Annotated in this window: 25 protein-coding genes; 13 read left to right on the top strand and 12 right to left on the bottom strand. The window is 67.1% G+C overall.

Annotated elements, in window-relative coordinates:
* Positions 1-79 precede the first annotated feature (79 nt).
* The gene (locus V7S63_RS00305) at positions 80-376 is read left to right on the top strand and encodes a DUF3572 domain-containing protein (protein WP_336528810.1); all 297 of its coding nucleotides are present in this window, start codon (positions 80-82) and stop codon (positions 374-376) included.
* Entirely contained in the window at positions 373-1722 is a 1350-nt protein-coding gene (locus V7S63_RS00300; RefSeq protein WP_336528809.1) for a DNA polymerase IV, read from the top strand. The genes V7S63_RS00305 and V7S63_RS00300 overlap by 4 nt, the downstream gene beginning before the upstream one ends.
* On the opposite strand, the gene V7S63_RS00295 is transcribed toward V7S63_RS00300, so the two are convergent.
* Both V7S63_RS00295 and V7S63_RS00290 read right to left on the bottom strand, forming a co-directional pair.
* Entirely contained in the window at positions 1679-2512 is an 834-nt protein-coding gene (locus V7S63_RS00295) for a cell envelope integrity EipB family protein (protein WP_336528808.1), read from the bottom strand. The genes V7S63_RS00300 and V7S63_RS00295 overlap by 44 nt on opposite strands.
* A 105-nt stretch (positions 2513-2617) precedes the next feature.
* Positions 2618-3193, bottom strand: coding sequence for a TetR/AcrR family transcriptional regulator (locus V7S63_RS00290; protein WP_336528807.1), 576 nt, complete (start codon positions 3191-3193; stop codon positions 2618-2620).
* Between the two features lie 122 nt (positions 3194-3315).
* Here V7S63_RS00290 and V7S63_RS00285 point away from each other — a divergent pair, with 122 nt between their 5' ends.
* The 8 genes from V7S63_RS00285 (at position 3316) to V7S63_RS00250 (ending at position 9264) form a co-directional block, all read left to right on the top strand.
* Entirely contained in the window at positions 3316-4125 is an 810-nt protein-coding gene (locus V7S63_RS00285; RefSeq protein ID WP_336528806.1) for an SDR family NAD(P)-dependent oxidoreductase, read from the top strand.
* Between the two features lie 107 nt (positions 4126-4232).
* A complete protein-coding gene (locus V7S63_RS00280; protein ID WP_091842033.1) occupies positions 4233-4706 on the top strand; it encodes a RidA family protein in 474 nt (157 codons plus the stop codon).
* Entirely contained in the window at positions 4706-5455 is a 750-nt protein-coding gene (locus V7S63_RS00275; RefSeq protein WP_336528805.1) for a glycerophosphodiester phosphodiesterase family protein, read from the top strand. The genes V7S63_RS00280 and V7S63_RS00275 overlap by 1 nt, the downstream gene beginning before the upstream one ends.
* Before the next feature lie 194 nt (positions 5456-5649).
* Positions 5650-6843: a GNAT family N-acetyltransferase gene (locus tag V7S63_RS00270; RefSeq protein ID WP_336528804.1), complete on the top strand. Its 1194-nt coding sequence runs from the start codon at positions 5650-5652 to the stop codon at positions 6841-6843.
* 28 nt (positions 6844-6871) lie between these two features.
* Positions 6872-7300, top strand: coding sequence for an HIT family protein (locus V7S63_RS00265; RefSeq protein WP_091842038.1), 429 nt, complete (start codon positions 6872-6874; stop codon positions 7298-7300).
* A gap of 64 nt (positions 7301-7364) precedes the next feature.
* On the top strand, positions 7365-7832 hold the full coding sequence (locus V7S63_RS00260; RefSeq protein WP_100959637.1) for a carboxymuconolactone decarboxylase family protein: 468 nt from the start codon (positions 7365-7367) through the stop codon (positions 7830-7832).
* Between the two features lie 70 nt (positions 7833-7902).
* The gene (locus V7S63_RS00255) at positions 7903-8367 is read left to right on the top strand and encodes a carboxymuconolactone decarboxylase family protein (RefSeq protein WP_100959636.1); all 465 of its coding nucleotides are present in this window, start codon (positions 7903-7905) and stop codon (positions 8365-8367) included.
* A 9-nt stretch (positions 8368-8376) separates the two neighbouring features.
* Positions 8377-9264 carry a sigma-70 family RNA polymerase sigma factor gene (locus tag V7S63_RS00250; RefSeq protein ID WP_336528803.1) on the top strand — a complete coding sequence of 296 codons (888 nt, stop codon included), beginning with the start codon at positions 8377-8379 and terminating at the stop codon, positions 9262-9264.
* Between the two features lie 4 nt (positions 9265-9268).
* Here V7S63_RS00250 and V7S63_RS00245 read toward each other — a convergent pair whose 3' ends face one another.
* From V7S63_RS00245 to V7S63_RS00215, 7 genes are all read right to left on the bottom strand, one after another.
* Positions 9269-9625 (bottom strand): AzlD domain-containing protein, encoded by a 357-nt coding sequence (locus tag V7S63_RS00245; protein ID WP_336528802.1) that lies wholly within the window; start codon positions 9623-9625, stop codon positions 9269-9271.
* Positions 9622-10356, bottom strand: a complete 735-nt coding sequence (locus V7S63_RS00240) for an AzlC family ABC transporter permease (protein WP_336528801.1) — start codon at positions 10354-10356, stop codon at positions 9622-9624. Before V7S63_RS00240 ends, V7S63_RS00245 begins: the two co-directional genes overlap by 4 nt.
* 202 nt (positions 10357-10558) lie before the next feature.
* Complete coding sequence (locus V7S63_RS00235) at positions 10559-10834, bottom strand: hypothetical protein (RefSeq protein WP_336528800.1); 276 nt, start codon at positions 10832-10834, stop codon at positions 10559-10561.
* A 3-nt stretch (positions 10835-10837) separates the two neighbouring features.
* Positions 10838-13345: an ATP-dependent Clp protease ATP-binding subunit ClpA gene (gene clpA / locus V7S63_RS00230; RefSeq protein WP_091842057.1), complete on the bottom strand. Its 2508-nt coding sequence runs from the start codon at positions 13343-13345 to the stop codon at positions 10838-10840.
* Positions 13346-13388: 43 nt separating this feature from the next.
* Complete coding sequence (clpS, locus tag V7S63_RS00225) at positions 13389-13730, bottom strand: ATP-dependent Clp protease adapter ClpS (RefSeq protein WP_244544047.1); 342 nt, start codon at positions 13728-13730, stop codon at positions 13389-13391.
* A gap of 270 nt (positions 13731-14000) precedes the next feature.
* The gene (locus V7S63_RS00220) at positions 14001-15086 is read right to left on the bottom strand and encodes an aromatic ring-hydroxylating dioxygenase subunit alpha (protein WP_336528799.1); all 1086 of its coding nucleotides are present in this window, start codon (positions 15084-15086) and stop codon (positions 14001-14003) included.
* A gap of 206 nt (positions 15087-15292) precedes the next feature.
* On the bottom strand, positions 15293-15637 hold the full coding sequence (locus V7S63_RS00215) for a phasin family protein (RefSeq protein WP_091842063.1): 345 nt from the start codon (positions 15635-15637) through the stop codon (positions 15293-15295).
* A gap of 411 nt (positions 15638-16048) precedes the next feature.
* On the opposite strand from V7S63_RS00215, the gene V7S63_RS00210 reads away from it, so the two are divergent.
* On the top strand, positions 16049-17686 hold the full coding sequence (locus V7S63_RS00210) for a serine hydrolase (RefSeq protein WP_336528798.1): 1638 nt from the start codon (positions 16049-16051) through the stop codon (positions 17684-17686).
* Positions 17687-17703: 17 nt separating this feature from the next.
* On the opposite strand, the gene V7S63_RS00205 is transcribed toward V7S63_RS00210, so the two are convergent.
* Positions 17704-18432: a DnaJ domain-containing protein gene (locus tag V7S63_RS00205; RefSeq protein ID WP_336528797.1), complete on the bottom strand. Its 729-nt coding sequence runs from the start codon at positions 18430-18432 to the stop codon at positions 17704-17706.
* The gene (locus V7S63_RS00200) at positions 18429-19178 is read right to left on the bottom strand and encodes a VWA domain-containing protein (protein ID WP_336528796.1); all 750 of its coding nucleotides are present in this window, start codon (positions 19176-19178) and stop codon (positions 18429-18431) included. The genes V7S63_RS00205 and V7S63_RS00200 overlap by 4 nt, the downstream gene beginning before the upstream one ends.
* Before the next feature lie 190 nt (positions 19179-19368).
* Between V7S63_RS00200 and panC the strand changes: the two genes are divergently transcribed.
* Positions 19369-20217 (top strand): pantoate--beta-alanine ligase, encoded by an 849-nt coding sequence (gene panC, locus V7S63_RS00195; protein WP_336528795.1) that lies wholly within the window; start codon positions 19369-19371, stop codon positions 20215-20217.
* Positions 20218-20550: 333 nt separating this feature from the next.
* Here the strand turns inward: panC and V7S63_RS00190 are convergent, their stop codons facing one another.
* Positions 20551-20988, bottom strand: coding sequence for a DUF1489 family protein (locus tag V7S63_RS00190; protein ID WP_091842072.1), 438 nt, complete (start codon positions 20986-20988; stop codon positions 20551-20553).
* 260 nt (positions 20989-21248) lie between these two features.
* Between V7S63_RS00190 and V7S63_RS00185 the strand changes: the two genes are divergently transcribed.
* Positions 21249-22028: an SDR family NAD(P)-dependent oxidoreductase gene (locus tag V7S63_RS00185; protein ID WP_336528794.1), complete on the top strand. Its 780-nt coding sequence runs from the start codon at positions 21249-21251 to the stop codon at positions 22026-22028.
* The last annotated feature ends 92 nt before the right edge of the window (positions 22029-22120 follow it).

Here is a 22120-nt window from a genome sequence, read left to right as displayed (position 1 = left end):
GCCGCGTTCAGTGTTAGGTTTAACATGCGAGCAGTTGACGAAACGCAAACCCGAAACCCGACTCGTCGATCATAGATAGATGGCCATGCCGCACCCGATCACCAGCGAGGAAGCCCAGACCCTCGCGCTCAAGGCCCTCGCCTTCCTGGCTTCCGAGCCGGAACGCCTGGAACCGTTCCTGGCCGTCACCGGCCTCGGCCCTGCAACCCTGCGCAGCGCCGCTCAGGAACCAGGCTTCCTCCTCGGCGTCCTCGACCATCTCTGCGCCAGCGATTCGCTGCTGCTCGAGTTTGCCGGAAATCTGCACCTGAAGCCCGAAATGGTGGCGCAGGCGCGCGAAACTCTCGCCGGCCCGCCCGAAGCCTACGAGCCGTGAGCGACGAGGTCGGCATCGCCGTCTCAGCCCGGGCGCTCTGCCGCGACTGCCTGCGCGATCATGACGAGACGCGCGCGCCGGTGCGCCGCTGCCCATCCTGCGGCTCGCCGCGCCTGCTGCGCCATGCCGAACGCGACAGCCTGCATCTCGCCCATATCGATTGCGACGCCTTCTATGCCGCCATCGAGAAGCGCGACGATCCCTCCCTGCTCGACAAGCCGGTGATCATCGGCGGCGGCAAGCGCGGCGTGGTCTCGACCTGTTGCTACATCGCCCGCATGTCCGGCGTGCGCTCGGCCATGCCGATGTTCAAAGCTTTGAAAGCTTGCCCGGAAGCAGTCGTGATCAAGCCGAACATGGCGAAATACGTCGCAGTCGGCCGCCAGGTCCGCAGGCTGATGCAGGAATTGACACCGCTGGTCGAGCCGCTCTCGATCGACGAGGCCTTCCTCGATCTCGGTGGCACGCAGCGCCTCCATCATGCCAGCCCGGCGCTCACCCTCGCCCGCTTCCAGCGCCGGATCGAGGACGAGATCGGCATCACCATTTCGGTCGGGCTCTCCTACGCCAAGTTCCTCGCCAAGGTCGCCTCCGATCTCGACAAGCCGCGCGGCTTCTCGATCATCGGCCAGGCCGAGGCTGTCGCCTTCCTCGCCAACAAGCCCGTCGGAATGATCCCCGGCATCGGCAAGGCCGGCGCGGCGAAGCTGGCGCAATCGGGCTTCCGCGTCATCGGCGACCTCGCCAAGGCCGAGATCGCGACGCTCTACCGCCTGGTCGGCAAGGACGGGCCGCGCCTGCGCAACCTCGCGCTGGGCATCGACCCGCGCAAGGTCACGGTCGAGCACGAGGCCAAGACCGTCTCATCCGAGACGACGCTCGATGTCGACCTCGCCGGCTTCGAGGAGCTGGAGCCGATCCTCTGGCGGCTCTGCGAGCGGACCTCGCAGCGATTGAAGGCGCAGGAACTCGCTGGGCGCACCGTCACCCTCAAGCTCAAGACCCACGACTTCCAGATCATCACCCGCGCCGCGCGCCTGCCCGAGCCGAGCCAGCTCGCGGCGCGCCTCTTTTCCGCCGGGCGCGATTTGCTCAGGCGCGAATGCACCGGGCCGCGCTACCGGCTTATCGGCATCGGCATGAGCGATTTTTTCAACCCGGCCGAGGCCGATCGCGGCGATCTCGCCGATCAGGAGACACCGAAGCTGAAAGCGATGGAAAGCGCCCTCGACAAGGTCCGCGCCAAGTTCGGCGACGCCGCGATCGGGAAGGGCCTGTCGCTGCGCGATACGCGCCGCCGTACTACTTCGAGCACTCGCTCGTCGGAAGCAGATCCAGACGCGTGAGCGTGCCGCGCAGCGCGAACGAGCCGTAATCGAGCCTGATCGCGCCGGTGACGCCGTTCTCATAGAGCTCGAAGGACACGGTGTAAGCCGGTGTGCTCTCGCCGGAACCGACCTTGAAATACGAGACCGTCACCGGCCAGCGCGCGAGCTTCTCGAACTCCGGCTTGCGCAGCGGCGCCTCGGCGGCCGGCGTCGTGATCTTGCGGCCGATCACCGAGAGCGTGTCGTAGACGTCCTTGCCGCTGTTGGCGCCGTCATAGAGGCGCACATTGAGGGTGTTCTTGCCCTCGCGCGCCGCTTGGATCACCGCCTTCATCTGCTCGTTCGGGAACATCGCGGCGCTCGGCTCGCGATGCGTCTCGGCCTTGGGCGCACGCAACTGCACCTCGTAGCCGGCATCGCCCTTCTTGGCCGTGCCATCGACGATGTCGGCCGGTGCGCCGGCGGCCGAGCTCTCGGTCTTGAAGCGATAGCTCTTGGCATCGCCTTCCTCGAAGCTCGTCGTGCGCGCATCGATCACCCGCGGCCCGCCCTCGCTGGTCAGTTCGGTGACCTGCCGGAAGGAGAGCGCATAGCCGTCGCAGGCATCGCCGGAGAAGTCGAAGGCGATGCGGCCGCGCGCCGTTGTGATGTCGCGCGAGGGCTTGCCGTCGTCGAGCACGAGATCATAGACCGCCCGGTGCGGCACCAGCACGACGCGCTCCGCCGAAGTCGGAGCCGGCGCTTGCGCCCAGGCGCCCGTCGCCGCGATCACTGCCAGGCCTGCGATCCCGCCGCGATACGTCTTCATGCCGATCCTCGATTCGCGCTCTTAGCCGGGGCGAACTGCAGCCCGTCAAATCTAGGTGCATTGCGGCAATGGCGCAAACAAGGCGGGCAACAGAGGTTGCGACCGTCAGCTCTGCGGAGATCGAAGCCCTGCCCTGGCCGCTGCCAGAATCTCATCCGACAGCGCTGCATCGTCGACCATGCGGGCAAGGACGAGCGCACCGACCAATGTGGCGTAGCCCGCAATGGCGCTGCTTCTGCGCTCGTCCGCGGTCGCCCCGGGCGTGATGGCGCAGAGGCCCTCGATCGCCGCCCGCACCCCCTCCGTTGCGGCAAGGCGCGACGCCTCGCTTTGGCGTGCAGTGTCGCTGCCGAGCGCTGCGACCGGGCAGCCATGACCGGGATCGTCGCGATGCGACGGTGACAGATAGCGATCGACGATCGCCTGCAGTGGCTCCTGTGGTTTCGCGGCTTTCGCCTCCGCAGCCCATTGGCCGGAGTGGACGAAGGCGCGCCCGAGCGCCTGAGCGGCGAGATCGTCCTTCGACGAAAAATGCCCGTAGAAGCCGCCATGGGTCAGGCCGACCGCCTTCATCACATCGGCGACGCCAACCCCGTCGAAGCCGCGTTCGCGGAACAGCGTCGCCGCCGTATCGAGAATGCGCTCGCGATTCTCCGCCATCTGCTCGCGGCTCACGCGCATCGATCCGCTCCTTCCAAAAATCGGTGATCCAGCCTCTTGACTCTTTATATGACACTGATCATGTAAATTCAATCATGATGAACATCATGAAAAATGGCACTAACATCGAACGGAAATTCGACATGGCAACGCAGCAGCTCGGCACGGCCCTCATCACCGGCGCCTCGACCGGGATCGGCGCCGTCTACGCCGACAGATTGGCCCGCCGCGGCTATGATCTCGTCCTCGTCGCCCGCGACGAGGCGCGTCTCTCGGCGCTGGCCGAGCGCCTTCATTCAGAGACCGGCCGCAAGGTCGAATGGCTCAAGGCCGATCTGACGGTGAAGGCGAATCTCGCTCAGGTCGAGCAGCGCCTGCGCGACGACAAAAGCCTGACCCTGCTGGTCAACAATGCCGGCATGTCCGTCTCCGGCACGCTGGTCGAAGGCGACATCGACCGCTTCCAGACCATGCTGGAGCTCAACGTCATCGCCCCGACCCGCCTCGCCGCGGCTGCAGCTCGCAACTTCGTGACCCGCAAGACCGGAGCGATCGTCAACATCGCCTCGGTGCTGGCCCTGGCGCCGGAGCTGTTCAACGGCAGCTACAGCGGCACCAAGGCCTATGTGCTGAACCTCAGCATCTCCCTGCAGAAGGAGCTCGAAGCCGCCAGCGTCCGCGTCCAGGCCGTGTTGCCCGGCGCGACTCGTACCGAGATCTGGGCGCGGGCCGGCGTCGATGTCGGCGGTTTCCCGCCGGAAATGGTGATGGAGGTCGACGACATGGTCGACGCCGCGCTGGCCGGCTTCGACCAGGGCGAGCTCGTCACCATTCCGTCGCTGCCTAACCAGGCCGATTTCGAGCGTTATACCGCCGCACGGCTGGCGCTCGGCCCCAATCTTTCGCGCAATGCGCCCGCCGAGCGCTACCTGGCGAAGCGTTCCGCCGCCTGACCCACCCTGCCCGGCAGGCGGATCGACCACGCCGAGCCGCGCTTGCGGGCCGGCCTGCCATCGGCGATGAAAGGCTCCTGTCAAGCGCAGGCCGGGAGCCTCTCATCATGAACGCCATCGACACCAAGCTCGCCGCCCTCGGCATCACCCTGCCCGCCCCAGCCGCGCCGGTTGCGAACTATGTTCCCTATGTCATCACCGGCAACCTCCTGATCATCTCCGGCCAGATCTGCTTCGGCCTCGATGGCAAGCTCTCCGACGCGCACAAGGGCAAGCTCGGCGGCGAGATCTTCAACGAGGCCGGGCTCGAAGCGGCCAGGCTTTGCGCCATCAACGTGCTCGCCCAGGCCAAGGCGGCGCTCGGCGGCGATCTCGGCCGGATCAAGCGCTGCGTACGTCTCGGCGGCTTCATCAACGCCGCCCCGCATTTCGCCGCTTTGCCGGCGATCATGAACGGCGCCTCCGACTTCATGGTCGAAGTGCTCGGCGATGCCGGCCGCCATGCCCGCTCGACCGTCGGCGTCGCCAACCTCCCGGCCGACGCCGCCGTCGAGGTCGAAGCCATGTTCGAGATCGCCTGATGGCAGCCGAAGCCTGGCTGACCGCCCGCCCGATCGCGCATCGTGGCCTGCATGATGCCGCCGGCGGCGTGATCGAGAACTCGCTCTCGGCTGCTGCCGCCGCGATTGCCGGCAATTTCGCCATCGAATGCGACGTCCAGCTCAGCGCCGACGAGGACGCGGTCGTCTTCCACGACTTCGTCCTCGACCGCCTGACCGCCGAAACCGGCCGCGTCGATACTCGAAAGGCGGCCGAGCTGGCGCAGATCGGCCTGAAGGGCGCCAGCGACGACATCCCGACGCTGACCGGCTTCCTCGATGCCATCGGCGGCCGGACGCCGCTGGTGATCGAGATCAAGAGCCGCTTCGACGGCGACCTGCGGCTGGCGAAGCGCACGGCGCAGATCCTCGAAGCCTATAAGGGCCAGCCGATCGTGCTGAAATCCTTCGATCCGGTGATCGTCGCGGCCCTGCGCGACCTCGCGCCAGGCTTCGCCCGCGGCATCGTCGCCATGAACGAATACAATTATGGCGACTACGACCGCCTCTCGGCCAGTGAGAAGCATGCCCTCGCCAATCTTCTGCATTTCGAGGAGAGCCGACCCGACTTCGTCTCCTGGAAGGTCGCGGACCTGCCCAGCGCCGCGCCCTTCCTCTGCCGCAAGGCGCTGGGCCTGCCGCTGATGAGCTGGACGGTGCGCACGCCGGAGGATCGCGCCCGCGCCGCCGCGCATGCCGACCAGATGGTCTTCGAGGGCTTCCTGCCTTGAGCGAAACCGGTCTGCGCGAGGGCCTCAGAGTCCGCGTAGCGACCTCGCTGAAAAGCGTCCCGGCCGCGGACTGGGACGCCTGTGCCAATCCCCGTTCGCTTCAGGTTGTCTCCAGCGCGACCCTGAAGAGCTCCTCCCTTCCCCCTTGTGGGGAAGGGTTGGGGATGGGGGTGGTGCCGCTTGGTGAGCGGCCAATGAGTGAGCGATCGCCAGGCGGCACGACCCCCACCTCTCTCTCCTCCCCACAGGGGGGAGGAGAAGCGCCTTCATCGTCATCAGAGCAAGCGGATTCAATCTCTCAAGCAGACCCGGACAACCCCTTCGTTTCGCACGCTTTTCTGCGCGCGCTGGAAGAGAGTGGCTGCGTCGGTGGCCGCACCGGCTGGTCGCCGGCCTATCTGCTGGTCGAAGATGCGGACGATCGCCTGATCGCCGCCGCACCCTCCTTCGTGAAGGGCCACAGCCAGGGCGAATACGTCTTCGACCATAGCTGGGCCGAGGCCTATATGCGCGCCGGCGGCCGCTACTATCCGAAGATCCAGGTCGCAGCTCCCTTCACCCCCGCGACCGGCCCGCGCCTGCTCGTCGCCGAAGGGCCGCATGCCGCTGAGGCGCGCGAAGCCCTGATCGCCGGGCTCGACGCACTGCGCGAGCAGGTGCGCGGCTCCTCGATCCACGTCACCTTCGCGCAGGAGCCGGACATGACGGCGCTGCTGGAGGCAGGTTTCCTCGAACGCCACGACATCCAGTTCCATTGGCGCAACGAAGGCTTCGCCAGCTACGACGACTTCCTCGCCACGCTGGCCTCGCGCAAGCGCAAGGCTCTGAAGCGCGAGCGGCGCGAGGCGCTCTCGGCCGGCATCGAGGTCGCCGTTCTCTCCGGCTCGGATCTCACCGAAAGCGTCTGGGATGATTTCCACGCGTTCTACGAGGACACTGGCTCGCGCAAATGGGGCCGGCCCTATCTCAACCGCCGCTTCTTCTCCGAGATCGGCCAGCGCATGGGCGAGCGCATCGTGCTGGTGCTGGCCCGCCGCGCCGGCCGCAACATCGCCGGCGCCATCAATTTCCGCGGCGGCAATACGCTCTACGGACGCAACTGGGGCTGCATCGAGGACCACCCCTTTCTGCATTTCGAGCTCTGCTATCATCAGGCCATCGACTACGCGATCGCGCACAGGCTCGTCCGCGTCGAGGCCGGCGCCCAGGGCGAGCACAAGCTGGCCCGCGGCTATCGCCCGGTGATCACCCGCTCGGCCCATCTCCTCGCCGATCCCGGCCTCGCCCGCGCCGTCGCCGCCTATCTGCCCGGCGAACGGCGGGAGATCGGCTCTGCAGTGGCTGCGCTTGCGGAGGAGAGCCCCTTCCGCAAGGGTGACCCCCTCTGACCTCCTTCGAACCATCAGGATTCAGCTGATGACCGCCTATGATCCGAACAACATCTTCGCCAAGATCCTGCGCGGCGAACTGCCGGCCCATCGCGTCTACGAGGACGACCGGGCGCTCGCCTTTCTCGACATCATGCCGCGCGCGCCCGGCCACACGCTGGTGATCCCGAAGAACCCCGCCCGCAACATCCTTGACATCGACGCCGACGACCTCGGTTATGTCGCGACCATCGCCCAGCGCATCGCCCGCGCGCAGATGCAGGCCTTCGGGGCCGACGGCATCACCGTGCAGCAGTTCAACGAGAGCGCCGGCGGCCAGGTCGTCTTTCATCTGCACGTCCACGTCATTCCCCGACATGACGGCGTTGCGATGAAGCCGCCGGCCAGCGAGATGGCGAAGCCCGAGGATCTGGCGGCGGCCGCGGAAAAAATTCGGGCTGCGCTGAAAAATCTTTGAGGAGCATGTCACGCGGGCGCTGGCTGCCTCGTCCTGTCTTCATCACCACCCGATGGAGACTACGATGACCCAGCGCCTCAACGGCTTCCAGACCGCCCCCGACGCCTACAAGGCCATGCTCGGCCTGCAGGACTACGTCAACCAGTCGAAACTGGAGCACAGCCTGCTCGAGCTGGTGAAGATCCGGGCGTCGCAGATCAACCGCTGCGCCTACTGCCTGCACATGCACATCGCCGATGCGCGCAAGGCCGGCGAGAGCGAGATCCGCATCGCCCTGCTCAGCGCCTGGGAGGAGTCCGAGCTCTTCACGCCGCGCGAGCGTGCCGTCCTGCGCTGGACGGAAGAGCTGACGCGGCTCGTCGACCGCAGCCCGAGCGACGAGGCCTTCGCCGAATTGCGCGAGCATTTCGACGAGAAGGATTGCGTCGACCTGTCGGTCGCCATCGGCATGATCAATCTCTGGAACCGGATCAATTGCGGCTTCCGCACGCTGCATCCGAACGATCGTCGCCGCGAGAAGGCCGCGGCCTGACGCTGCACCGATGTAACCTGCTGGCCCGGTCGTCGCCGGGCCGGAATCGCCTCGATCCGAAAGCCCCGTCATGAGCAAGCGCCTCAACCCCTACACCACCGCTCCCGACACCATGAAGCCGATGATCGCGCTCGAAGCCTCGATCAAGGAGAGCGGCCTCGAGCACAGCCTGATCCACCTCGTGAAGATGCGGGCGTCGCAGATCAATGGCTGCGCCTATTGCCTGCACATGCATTCCTCAGACGCGATCAAGGAGGGCGAGAACCCGGCCCGCCTCTTCCTGCTCGACGCCTGGCACGAGTCGGCGCTCTATACCCCGCGCGAGCGCGCCGCCCTCGCCTGGACCGACGCGCTGACCCTGATCGCGCAGACCCATGCGCCGGACGAGGCTTACGAGGACGTGCTCCGCCATTTCAGTCCGGAGGAAACCGTGAAGCTCACCCTGCTGATCGGCACCATCAACACCTGGAACCGCATCGCCATCGGCTTCCGCACGAGCCACCCAAACGACCGCCCGGCCAAGGCCGCCGCCTGAGACGCTGCCATGACCGCCCCGGACGATCTCTTCGAGACCCATCGCCGTTTCCTGATCCGCCTCGCCTATCGCATGCTCGGCTCGGTCAGCGATGCCGAGGACATCGTTCAGGAGGCCTGGCTGCGCTGGCGCGACGTAACCCAGGGCGAGGTCGAGGCGCCGCGCGCCTATCTCGCCCGCACGGTCACGCGGCTCTGTCTCGACCAGATGAAATCGGCCCGCAGCAAGCGCGAGTTCTATGTCGGCGCCTGGCTGCCCGAGCCGCTGGTCGAGGAGATCGGCGCCGCCGAAGCCGATGTCGACACCCAGCTCGACGCCCCGATCGCACTGATGCTGGCGCTCGAACGGCTTTCGCCGCTCGAGCGCGCCGCTTTCCTGCTGCACGACGTCTTCGAGCTGGATTTCGCCGAGATCGCCCGCACCATCGATCGCAGCGAGAGCGCCTGCCGCCAGCTCGCCAAGCGCGCCCGCGAGCATGTCCGCATCGACATGCCGCCGCGCAACAAGATCGATCCGGCCGAAGCGAAGCGCTTCGTCGAGGCCTTCTTCAAGGCCGCGCACAAGGCCGACACCAGCGACCTTCAGACGCTGCTGGCACAGGATGTGGCCTTCCACAGCGACGGCGGCGGCAAGGTGCTGGCGATCCTCAATCCGCTCCACGGCATCGAGCGCGTCCTGCGCTTCTTCGCCGGCATCGCCAAAAAGGTGATCAGCCAGCAGAAATCGACCACGCTGTACAAGCCGGTGCTGATCAACGGCATGCCCGGCTATCTCAGCCTCGAACGCGGCGAGACCCTGCAGGCGACCGCGCTCGACATCCGCGACGGGCGCGTCCATGCGATCTATGTCGTGCGCAATCCCGACAAGCTCCGGCACATCTCGCTGGCGGCAGCCTGAGCGATCATACCAGCCAGACAGCGCCGCCGATCAGCACCGCCTCGCCCGCAAGCACCGCCAGCATCACCCGGCGGCGAAAGGCGACCACCACCGTGACGGCGACGGCGAGCGCTGCCAGTCTTACCGCGAGCGGCACGCCGGCGAGCGCACCCGGCGCCGCCAGGACCAGCTTGGCCACGACGCCGGCCAGCAGCGAGGTCGCGACCAGCCTGACCCATTCGAGCCAGGGCGATCGCTCGTCGAGCTTCCGCGCGAAGGCGACGGCGAGCCAGCGCCAGATCTCGGTCGGCAGCACCGCGAACAGGATGAGCGCGAGATAGGGCCACCATGGCCCGTCGAGGAAGGCGATCGGCTGGGTCATGCGCCCGCCTTCCGCGCCTTGCGCCAGCGCTGGATCAGGAAGGCGACGCTCCCGCCGACGATGCCGCTGGCGATCAGGTCGAAACCGCCGCCGATCGCCCAGCCGGCTGCGGGCGCAAGCGCCAGACCGAGCCCGATCGCGACCATGTCGCCGAGGCCGCGAACCCCGGCGACCATCGAGGACAGGAAGAAGATCGGCGTCAGGCAGAGCAATCCGGCCGCGACCGGCGCCGGCACCACGCCGGCGAGATGAAAGCCCGCATAGGTACAGAACGCGCTGACGACGATCAGCGCATTGGCGAAGCCGAGGAAATAGGCGACACGCTGCTCGGGCGGGATGTTCGGCAGCCGCCTGAGCGCCTCGACCCAGGCGGTGACGGCGACGAAATGCGCGATCAGCATCTGCTGCGCCACGCTCTGCCCCGGCCGGCGCAGCAGCGGCAGCAGCGCCACTGTCATCGGCAGGAAGCGCAGCGAGGCGAAGCCGATGGCGAGCGCGATGGCGCTCCAGGCGGCGCCAGCGGCGATCGAAGCGAAGAACAGCACCTGCGACGGGCCGGCCCAGACCAGGATCGTCGAGAGCACCGCGGCCTCGACGGGATAGCCGACATCGCGCGCCAATGTGCCCACGCCCATCAGCGAGAGCCCGACCACCCAGGCAGGCAGCATCGCAGCATCGCGAAAGCCGCGCGCCCATGGTCTGAGCCATTGATCGGGAGCAGCCTCGGTCATCTCGCCATCGCTCTGCATGCGGTCCCTGGCGGGAGCGCTCTGCTGCGATCGAAAGGCCATGAGCTCGGGGATCGGATCATCGGACCGAAAGATACGCAAAAGGGCCCGCAGCAGCTGCGAGCCCTTTTGCTTAAAGCGCATGACGCTGGTCGCATGACAGCCACCAGACCGCGCGCCGGCCTTGCGCCCAGTGCAAGTCGGCTCAGAAGCTCTTCATCGCGAGGCCGATGATCTCCTGGAAGAAATCCATACCTTCCTTCGGGATGCCGCCGACGGCGCGATAGCCGAGATAGAGCAGATAGAGGAAGGCCGGGACCATGATCCAGCCCAGCACTTCCTCGAAGATGATCCGCCGGCGGCGCCGGCGGGCCCGCTTCTCGAACCAGCCGAGCTTTTCCTTGGGCGCGTGAGCGGCCGCCTGCGCGGCGACCTCTCCCTCCTGAGCCCACACACTGTCCGATTTGCGCTTGAAGAACACCGATCAGGCCTTGGTCAAAGGAACCTTCGGGACGGTACGGACGCTGCGCGCCTTCGGCGGCTCGACCGGAGCATCCGGCTTCGGACCGCGCTTGGCGCTGCCGGAGCCGGCCGCCTTGGCCTTGCCCGGCGTCTTCGCCCGCGGCTTGCGCGTGCGCTTCTCGGCTGCGGCGGCGACGTCCTTCTCCGGTTTGGGCTTGACCGGCCCGTCGGGGAATTCGAGGCCGAGCACCTTGATGCCGGTCTCGGACTGGATCACTACGACCTTGACCGCGCCGCCATTCTTCAGGCGGCCGAACAGCACCTCGTCAGCAAGCGGCGTCTTGATCGTCTGCTGGATCAGGCGGGCCATCGGCCGGGCGCCCATCGCCTCGTCATAGCCGTTCTCGACCAGCCATTCGCGCGCCTCGTCAGAGAGCTCGATGGTAACGTTGCGGTCGGCGAGCTGCGCCTCGAGCTGCAGCACGAACTTGTCGACGACGCGGGCCACGACGTTCTTCGGCAGATGGCCGAAGGAGACCGTCGCGTCGAGCCGGTTGCGGAATTCCGGCGCGAACAGCTTGTTGATCGCCTCGGTATCGTCGCCCTCGCGCTTCTGGCGGGTGAAGCCATAGGCGTTCCTGGCCATGTCCGCGGCACCGGCATTGGTGGTCATGATCAGGATGACGTTCCTGAAATCGACCTGCTTGCCGTTGTTGTCGGTCAGCTTGCCGTGGTCCATCACCTGCAGGAGGATGTTGAACAGGTCGGGATGCGCCTTCTCGATCTCGTCGAGCAGCAGCACGCAATGCGGATGCTGGTCGATCTGGTCGGTCAGCAGGCCGCCCTGATCGAAGCCGACATAGCCCGGAGGCGCGCCGATCAGCCGCGAGACGGTGTGGCGCTCCATGTATTCCGACATGTCGAAGCGCACGAGCTCGACGCCGAGCGACAGCGAGAGCTGGCGCGCCACCTCGGTCTTGCCGACGCCGGTCGGGCCGGCGAAGAGATAGCAGCCGATCGGCTTCTCGCCGTCGCGCAGGCCGGCGCGGGCGAGCTTGATCGACGAGGAAAGCGCCTCGATCGCCTTCTCCTGACCGTAGACTGTGCGCTTCAGCGTGGTCTCGAGGTTGCGCAGCACCTCGGCATCGTCCTTGGAGACGGTCTTGGCCGGGATGCGCGCCATCGTCGCGATCGCCGCCTCGATCTCCTTGACGCCGATCGTCTTCTTGCGCTTGGTCTCGGCCACCAGCATCTGCGAGGCGCCGGTCTCGTCGATCACGTCGATCGCCTTGTCCGGCAGCTTGCGGTCATGGATGTAGCGCGCCGACAATTCCACCGCCGCCTTGATGGCGTCGTTGGTGTAGCGCAGCTTGTGGAACTCCTCGAAATAGGGCTTCAGCCCCTTGAGGATCTCGATCGTGTCCGGCACCGACGGCTCGTTGACGTCGATCTTCTGGAAGCGCCGAACCAGCGCCCGGTCCTTCTCGAAATACTGGCGGTATTCCTTGTAGGTGGTCGAGCCAATGCAGCGCAGCCCGCCCGAAGCCAGCGCCGGCTTCAGCAGGTTCGAGGCGTCCATCGCGCCGCCCGAGGTCGCACCGGCGCCGATCACCGTATGGATCTCGTCGATGAACATGACCGCCTTCGGGTGCTGCTCGATCTCCTTCATCACCTGTTTGAGGCGTTCCTCGAAGTCGCCGCGATAGCGCGTGCCGGCGAGCAGCGTGCCCATGTCGAGCGAGAAGACGGTCGCATCCTCCAGCACCTCCGGCACCTCGCCGCGCACGATCTTGAGCGCCAGGCCCTCGGCGATCGCGGTCTTGCCGACGCCGGGATCGCCGACCAGCAGCGGATTGTTCTTCTGCCGGCGGCAGAGGATCTGGATGGTGCGCTGCACCTCGGCCTCGCGGCCGATCAGCGGGTCGATGCGCCCGTCGCGCGCCTTGCGGTTGAGGTTGACGCAGTAAGCCTCGAGGGCGCTTTCCTTTTTCTTCTTGTCCTTGTCGCCGTCCTGGGCCTGCTCGCTGCGCTGCTCGCGCTGCTCCGGCTCCTCTTCGGCGCCGCGCACGGGCCGGCTCTCGCTGGCGCCGGGGCGCTTGGCGATGCCGTGGCTGATGTAGTTGACCGCGTCGTAACGGGTCATGTCCTGCTCCTGCAGGAAGTAGGCGGCGTGGCTCTCACGCTCGGCGAACATCGCCACGAGCACGTTCGCCCCGGTCACCTCCTCCCGGCCGGACGACTGGACATGGATCACCGCGCGCTGGATCACGCGCTGGAAGCCGGCGGTCGGCTTGGAATCGTCGCGCCCGTCGGTGACGAGGTTGGTCAATTCCGCATCGATGTAGTCGACGAGGTTGCGGCGCAGCGTGTCGAGATCGACGCTGCAGGCGCGCATCACCGCGGCTGCGTCCTGGTCGTCGACCAGCGCGAGCAGCAGGTGTTCCAGCGTCGCATATTCATGGTGGCGCTCATTGGCGAGCGCGAGGGCCCGGTGAAGCGCCTGTTCGAGGCTGCGCGAGAAGCTCGGCAAGGTCAGCGCTCCCAGTCCAGTTTCGAAAGGATGATGTTCAAAGCTACTTCTTCTCCATCACGCATTGCAGCGGATGCATGTGCTTGCGGGCGAGGTCCATCACCAGGGTGACCTTGGTCTCCGCGACCTCGTAGGTGAAGACGCCGCATTCGCCGACGCCATTCTGGTGGACGTGCATCATGATGCGCGTCGCCTCGGCCCGGTCCTTGTTGAAGAACCGCTCCAGCACATGCACCACGAATTCCATCGGCGTGTAGTCGTCGTTGAGGATCAGCACGCGGTAGAGATTGGGCTTGCGCGTCCTCGTGCGGGTCAGGACCGCAGTGCCGGTTCCGCTGCGGTCATTGTCGGTCGGGCCGGATGGCGCCCGCGGCTTCGATGCCAGACGCGGCGCAAAAAAGGACGCGTCCCCGCACGGCGTGTTGCCGGCTGGCAGGTCCTCATCGATGGGCGTCGTGGCTGCTTGGCTCAAGGTGTCCGTCCCGAAGGCTGACATCAAGATAGTGCTTCGCTCACGAATTTACAGTCGTCTCCCCCGCTTCGCCAGCCCGTTCCGAGCGCATGCCACAGCAAAGCGCCCTTTTTGCAGCGGACAACACTGGAGCGCGACCGGAATAGCCAAATTTCTCAGGGGCTTGGCAGCTGCACCTGACCGTCAGGTTCGCCAGCGCAGGCGCTCCGGAGCAAGCCGATTGGAGAAAACCGTGCCCTCCCGGCGAGCTGCGGCATAGTCGCGCTTCAGGCAGAAATACCATTGCGCCAGCCGGTCGGCCTGCCCCAGCAGCAGCATGGTCGGCTTGCGCTCCAGCCCCTGCTGGGCGAGTTCGAGAATCCGCTGGTCCTGGCGCAGGAAGGCGTGCCCCGCCCATCTGATCACCGGCGCGAGCGGCATGAGCTGCGGCAGGTCCGACAGCAGCACATTGGTCAGCAGCGTCCGGCGCGCATCGATCGGCGTGGCGAAGGTCGCGTTGATGATCGCGCGCTCGCCGAGCCGGATCCGTTCGATCCGCTGGCCCGGCAGCAGGAAGTCGACCTCCGTCTGCGGGCGCCCAAGCAGGCGATAGCCGCGCGAGTTCGCCGCCGCCTTGTGCGCCTTCATCCGGAAGCCGAAGGGCAGCGGCTCGAAGTCCTTGACCTTCTCCTGTGCCGTCGCGGTCGGCCGCCACCACCAGGAGTTATGGACATAGCCGACATGGCCGGGGTCGATCAGACTGAGCACGCTGAGATCATAGGAGGCCTCGACCAGAACCGAGACGGCGACGCGGCAGCGCATCTTGCCCGCAAGGGCCAAGACAGGCACCGGCGGCGCAAGCTCCGGCCGCTGACCGAGATAGAGCCAGATGATGCCGTCGCTCTCGCGAATCGGGAATTCGCCGACCTTGACCTGGCCGGGATCGGTGACGTCGCCATCGACCAGCGTCGGCATCGCCCGGCAGCGGCCATCGGTCCCGAAGCGCCAGCCATGGAAGGGCCAGGTGATCGCGACCCCGTCGAACCGCCCCTCGGACAAGGGCGCGCCGCGATGCGGGCAGCGATCGCGCAGGGCGAACAGCTCGCCGAGCTTGGTGCGGCCGATCACGACCTGCTCGCCGAGAACGGTCACGCTCGCCATCGCGCCGGTCGCCAGGCTGCCGGCACTCTTGACGCAGTACCAGGCCTCCCGGGGCGGCTCACGGAACTCGTTCGCCGGTGGCGCCTCGGTGGCGGTCGATGCGTCCATGGCAATCGTCGAACGGCTCATTGCGGCTCCTGGCTCGGGTCGCTGCCGTCAGGCTGAACGCGACGCAGGCAGAGAGCCGCCCGCCAGTTGCCAGAGCATTGCCGCGAAGGGGCATCCGGACGGAGCCCAAACGCAAAGAAGCCCGGCCGAGGCCGGGCTTCTTGAAATCAAGTCGTGATCAGCTGCAGCCGGGCGAAGCCGGCCGCGCCAGAATCACTCGACTGCGATCACTTGGCGGGGGTCGGGACGGCCTTGGCGACGATGCCCTCGAACGGCTTGTAGGCGTCCTTGGCGATCGCGGCATAGAGCTCGCCGACCTTGGTGACCTGGGCGACATAGCCCTCGAAAGCGGTCTTGACGTAATCCGACTGGATCTCGATGGCCTTGTCGAGCGTCTTCACGCCGGCAAGCTTCTCGATCGTGGCCGTGCCGGCCTCGAACGACTTCTTGGCGTAGTCGGTAGCCTCGACGGCCAGAGCCTGCACGCCCTTCGAGGTGGCGCCGAAAGCCTTCAGGGCAGCGTCGACGTTCTCTTTGGAAGCCTTCTGGATGGTCTCGAACTGCTGGATCATGGTGTCCCTTTCAGCGCTGATGCGCCGCCTCTGCTGACGAGCCGGAGTGGCCCGGGTTCCGTGCCCCCTAGGTCAGATGAAAAGGTCCATCACCGGGGCGCTTATTGATATTGTGCACCGCAACATAAAAGTCAAGCTTGCGCTGCAATGCATCAAACGCAGAGCCCCCCAGCGTGCACCGGCGACGGTTTGCAACCTGACCGTTCCATGTGACGGCCGTGCGAAATGGTCATGCGAAAGCCGTCCGGTGCTTAACCGCTCCGTAACCGCATCCGCCTAACCTCCTTATCTGTGTCCTTCGCGCCACGCTGCAAAGCCTGCGACGGACGGGTGGGTTTAGTTGAGGCGAGTTGCATGGCTTCTGGTTGCGTTGGGTCCCGACGCGGGCGCTGGCTTGCGTTCATCGGGGTGGTGAGTGCTGCTGCCGTCGTGCTGACAGCGACGGTCTCCCCCGCCGAGGCGGCGCGCAAGAAGCGCCGCCATGTCTCGGGCGGCTATGCCCCGCCCTATGCGGCGATGGTCGTCGACGTGAAGAGCGGGCGCACCCTGCACGCCGTCAACGAGGATGCGCCGCGCATCCCGGCCTCCCTCACCAAGGTGATGACGCTCTACATGCTCTTCGAGCAGATGGAGCGCGGACGCTTCACCATGAACTCCGAGCTCAAGGTCTCGTCCTACGCCGCCTCGCAGCCGCCGACCAAGCTCGGCCTGCGCGCCGGCTCCACCATCGAGGTCGAGGACGCGATCAAGAGCATGATCACCCTCTCGGCCAACGATTCCTCGGTCGTGGTCGCCGAGGCCATCGCCGGCTCCGAAGAGGCCTTCGCCGAGCAGATGACGCGCAAGGCGCGCTCGCTCGGCATGGACTCGACCCGCTTCTACAACCCGCACGGCCTGCCGAACTCGCCGCCGAACATCACCACGGCGCGCGACCTGACCATCCTGGCCCGGGCGATCCAGGAGCGTTTCCCGCGCTATTTCCCGCTCTTCCAGATGCGCTCCTTCCAGTACGGCTCGCGCACGATTCGCGGGCATAACCGCCTGCTCGGCAAGATCGAGGGCGTCGACGGCATCAAGACCGGCTACACCCGCGCCTCCGGCTTCAACCTGATGACCTCGGCCAAGTCGGAAGGCCGCCAGATCGTCTCGATCGTGCTCGGCGGGCGCTCCGGCGCCTCGCGCGACAAGATCATGTCCGACCTCGTCCTCGCCAGCCTGCCGCGCGCCAGCGCCGGCGGCCGCAGCGCCCCGATGATCGCCGAGGCCTCCGAGCCGCAGCAGGAGCGTTATCGTGCGCCGGCCCCCGCCCCCGCCCCGGCTCCCGAGCCGCCGGCTCGCCCGGCGCTCGTCGCCCAGGCGCCCGAGCCCGCCCCGGCCCCTGCGCCGATCCCGGTGCCGCGTCCGCGCGCCGAGCCTGAAGTGCCCGCCGCCGCCCGCGCCTATGCCGCGACGACGACGACCGCTCAGATGCCGCCGCCGCGCGCCCTGAGCGGCAGCGCCCAGGCGCTCGCTCTCTCCAACATGCGCCCGGTCGCCGCGACGACGACGCCGTCGGCGATGCGCTGGTCGATCGGCGCCGCCCCGGCTGAAGGCAAGGTCCTGCGCCCGCCGGCGAATGTCGACACCACGTCCTCGATCGCCAAGGTCGCTGAAGTCGCGCTCAAGGACGAGGTCCAGCCCATGCCGAAGAAGGTCGAGGCTCGCCTCCCCGAACCGGCCCCGGCTCCGGTCAAGGTGGCGCATGTCGCCAGGGCGCCCGAGGCCAAGGCCGAGCCCAAGCCCGCCGAGAAGACCGCGATCGCCTCGAAATGGGTGATCCAGCTCGGCGCCACCGACGACGAGGCCAAGGCCAAGGACATCCTCAGCCGCGCCCGCGCCAAGGCCTCCGGTTCGCTCGCCGACGCTTCGGCCTTCACCGAAAAGGTCGAGAAGGGTGGTGCCACCCTGTTCCGCGCCCGCTTCGCCGGCTTCGAGGAGTCCAAGGACGCCGAGAAGGCCTGCGCCCAGCTCAAGCGCGGCGGCTTCTCCTGCTTCGCCACCCGCGGCTGACCGGTCCGGAAAGGAGATCAGCCATGCTTTTTCAGCAAGGTATCCTTGGCCTGGTTGACGCGAGCGGCAAGCCCGCTGGTACCACCGGCATCCGGATGGATCCGCTTCATCAGGCTCCGATGGGCATCGCGGATCGCCTCCGGGCCCGCCCCCGGGTGAAGCCCCAGGATCTCGTAGGCCTCCTCGTCCGACATCGCGCCCGTGCGCGCCGGGCTGCGCTGCCCCGCGTCGCGGTGACGATCAGCGTCTTCACGCCATCCGGGCGCCCGGCGGTCGAGATATGCCTCTAGGAGGCGTGCCCCGTCGGGATCTCCCGCGAGGCATTCGCGCAGCAGCGCACTGAGTTCGGTGGGGTTGAGATCGTCGAGATCGCGCCCCGCATAAGCGCCGGCCAGGACCTTGCCCCTGATGCCGCCGCTGTCATGGTCGAGCTCCATCTCGAGCAGGCTCGATGCGACCTTCGAGCGCCCGGCCGAGCCGGTCCCGCCCCAGTCCTTCGCCCATTCCGGCATCTTGAGGCCGCCCGGGCCATAGGCGCTCCAGCCGAGCAGCCAGGCGCCGAGCCCGGCGAGGAAGATCGCCATATCCGGGCGGCCGCGCAGCATCAGCAACGCCGCGACACCGAGCGAAAGCGTACCGCCGACCACCTTGCCGAGCCGCACCAGCTTCTTCGGATCGGAGCCGGCGAAGAGCTTGGCCAACCACCAGATCAGGATCAGCGTGGCGATACCGTAGAGCAGGCTCACGATGTCCGGCCCTCCATCGCCGTCAGCAGTCTCTGCGCCGCAGCATTCTGCCCCGCGAGCTTCAGCAGCGCCTCGCGTCCACCGCTGGCATAGGCGGCTGCGCCGCGCAGCAGGTCGAGCAGGGAATTGGGCGCGTTGACGTCGAAGCGGGCATGGGCGCCGCCAGTCAGGCGCGCGATCTCGGCGAACGCCGCGCTCGCATCCGGATCGGCCCCCTCCTGAAACAGGAAGCCTTTGACGCCGCGCAGGCCGAGCTCGCCGGCGAGCGCGCAGAGCCGGTCGACATCTTCCTCCATTGCATCGCCAACATAGACGAAGGCGCGAATCGGCACCTGCCGCTCCTCGTCGCGGATATGCTTGAGCACACGCCCGATCTGCGTCTGCCCGCCGCGGCAGTCGATCTTGTTCATCAGCCCGGTCAGCCGCTGCGGCTCGCCGAGCCAGCCCGAGGCGCGGCACTCGTCGAAGCCGCGGAAATAGACGAGCTGGACCGCGAGCCCGCCGGTCCTGGCCGCGACCTCGAACATCTGGCCCTGCAGCGAGCAGGCCAGATCCCAGCTCGGCTGTCGGCTCATCGTCGCGTCGAGCGCGAAGACGAGCCGCCCCGCCTGCCCGGTCGCGAGCGGCGCGAGCTGCTTCGCCGCCGCGACGAAACGGTCGATCTCGCCAGGCTTGGAGCGCGCAGCATTCTCGGCCGGGCGCGTTTCGCCCGCCTTGCCCACTGCCTTGCCGTTGTCGCGCGTCATGCTGTTCGCCGGGATTCGCTCATGCCGAAGATATTGGCCGCGTCGCCGGCATTTGCTACCCGTCCCCCAAGCCGCGCGCTTTCCGTTCGACCGGTATCGGTCGAACGATCAGAATTCGCGCAACTTAATAGTTGGGCATGTCCCGCAAAAATGGTCCCCACTTTTGCGGGACATGCCTCGGAGAAGCGCTATGTCGCAGGTGGCGGTGTTCGAGACGGTCAAGGCGATGCGCGAGGCCGTCGCGGCCTGGCATGCCGCCGGCGAGAAGGTCGCGCTGGTGCCGACCATGGGCGCGCTGCACGAAGGCCATATCGCGCTGGTGACCGAGGCGCAGAAGCACGCCCGCCGCGTCATCGTCTCGATCTTCGTCAACCCGACGCAGTTCGCGCCGCATGAGGACTTCAAGAAGTATCCGCGCACCTTCGACAGCGACCGCGCCCAGCTCGAAGCCGCCAACGCCGATGCGATCTATTTCCCCGCGGTCGAGGAGATGTACCCGCCGGGCTTCGCCAGCCGCGTGCTGCTGCTCGGCCCGGCCGCCGTTGGCCTGGAGGACCGCTTTCGCCCGACGCATTTTGAAGGCGTCGCAACGGTTTGCTGCAAGCTGTTCACACAGAGCAAGGCCGATTTCGCCGTCTTCGGCGAGAAGGACTACCAGCAGCTCAAGGTGGTGACGCGCATGGCCCGCGACCTCGATCTCGGCATCGAGATCGTGCCGCTGGCAACCTTCCGCGAGACCGACGGCCTCGCAATGTCCTCGCGCAACCGCTACCTCTCGGCCGAGGAGCGCGCTCTGGCGCCGACTCTGCACCGGGTGATGCAGGCCCTCGCCGCCCGCATCCGCAATGACGACCCACTGTTCCAGGCGGTCGCCGACGCGCAGAACGAGATCATCACCGCCGACTTCGAGCTCGACTATCTCGAAGCCCGCCACGCCGACACGCTGGCCCCGGTGACCTCGCGCGCCGACGGCCCGATCCGGCTACTGATCGCGGCGCGGCTGGGAGCGACGCGCCTGATCGACAATATCGGGGTGTGAGGCGAACCGCCGCCCACAAGACCATTTTCAGGCTTAGTGGGCGGCGATAGCAGCCGGGCGCGGGGGCAGCGCCTTGAGAGGTTTGGCGTTGACAGGCCGTGCGCCTGCGAGAGGCTTCAGCCCGGCCAGCCGCCGGCCACGCATCTCGACGCCGCGCGTCAGGTGCGCATCGAGATGTTTGGCGAAAGCGGCAATGCGAGCAAAAATCCTGAGCATGGTGGTTCGCATCATATGCGCCTGACCGCGATGGGCGGCGCTTCCACCATGATGTAGGCGGCCTCGCATAAGGCTTCGAAGCGTATCGCAGCCGCCGGCCTAAGCGCTGCGTAAAGCCTACAGCAACCCCAGCTCTGCCAATTCCCGCCGCATCTGCTCGGGCATGACGCCGAGATCGCCGCTGCGGCCGTCGATGTCGCGCGGCGCGTCCTTGTCCTGCAGATAGCGCCAGCCCTGGAACGGCCGGAATGGGCGCGGCTCGACCGGCACCACCACCGGCTCCATCACCAGGTGGCAGCGGCCGATGCCCTCGCCATCGGTGAAGGGGCGGATATCGATCAGGCGTTGGCGCGCCGAGACCTGGCCCTTGATCACCCAGTAGAGCGAGCCGCCATTGACGATCTCCTCGATCCGCTTCGGCACCATGCGGGTGGTGTGCAGTTGCTCCGCCGGCTCGCCCCGGGCGCGGCGCTGCGCCTGCCGCTCGGCGATCCACTCTTCGAGATCGCTGATCGAGTCGGCGCCGACGCAGAGCTTGAGGATATGGAGCGGCATGGCGGGCAACCTAATCCTCGCCGAGGCCCCTCGCCAGAGCCCACGGCCTTTCTCCACAAGCCGGCGTCCCCTTTCCCGTCATGATCGGGCTTGTCCCGACCATCCACGTCTTCGTTTCTCGAGAGCGGTGTTCAAGACGTGGATGCTCGCCACAAGGGCGAGCCTGACGGCAGAGGTGCAGGACTGGCCGGCGTGGATGCAGCCATGACGGCGCCGCGCTCGCAGGCTACTAAGGCCACCGACCCGAACGGAGACACGACATGCGCGGACTGCAAGGCAAGGCCATTCTCGTCACCGGCTCCTCGACCGGTATCGGCTACGCCATGGCCGAACGCCTGATCGCCGAGGGCGCCAAGGTGCTGATCCATGGCCGCGAGCAGAACGAGGTCGACACCGCCTGCCGCAAGCTCGGCCCCGCGACCTCGGGCGCGATCGGCGATCTCGCCGAGCCGGCGACGGCCCAGGCGCTGGTCGACGCGACCCGCAAGGCCTTCGGCCGCATCGACGGCCTGGTCAACAATGCCGGCATCTATCCGCGCGGCGTGCTGGCTGAGACCACCGCTGCCTTCTTCGACCATATCGTCGCGATCAACACCCGTGCGCCCCTGCTCTGCGCCGAGGCGGCGATCCGCGCCTTCCGCCTGCAGAAGTCCGGCGGCTCGATCCTCACCGTCGGCTCGATCAACGCATATTGCGGCAATTCCAACCTCACCGTCTATTCGATGTCGAAGGGCGCGCTGATGACGATGACGCGCAACCTGGCCAACACGCTCGGGCGCGAGCACATCCGGGTCAACCAGCTCAATGTCGGCTGGACCTTCACCGCCAACGAGGATGCGACGCAGCAGCGCGAGGGCAAGAAGCCGGGCTGGGAGAAGGAAGTGCCGCTCGAATTCGCGCCCTTCGGCCAGATCATGCAGCCGGCCGAGATCGCCGCCCACACCGCCTTCTGGCTGTCGGAGGAGAGCGGCCACGTCTCCGGCCAGATCTACGAGGTCGAGCAGTTTCCGCTGATCGGTCGCGGCCGGGCGGCGGACTAGCCTCCAGCGCCATTGCGAGGAGCGCAGCGACGAAGCAATCCAGAGCGGCTCGCGCAATCCCCCTGGATTGCTTCGCTCGCCCTCGCAATGAC

The sequence above is a fragment of the Allobosea sp. CCNWLY174 genome, from assembly GCF_037120455.1.
Lineage (GTDB): Bacteria > Pseudomonadota > Alphaproteobacteria > Rhizobiales > Beijerinckiaceae > Allobosea > Allobosea lupini.
Note: the sequence above shows the minus strand (reverse complement) of the source record. Positions and strands in the feature narration are given on the sequence as shown.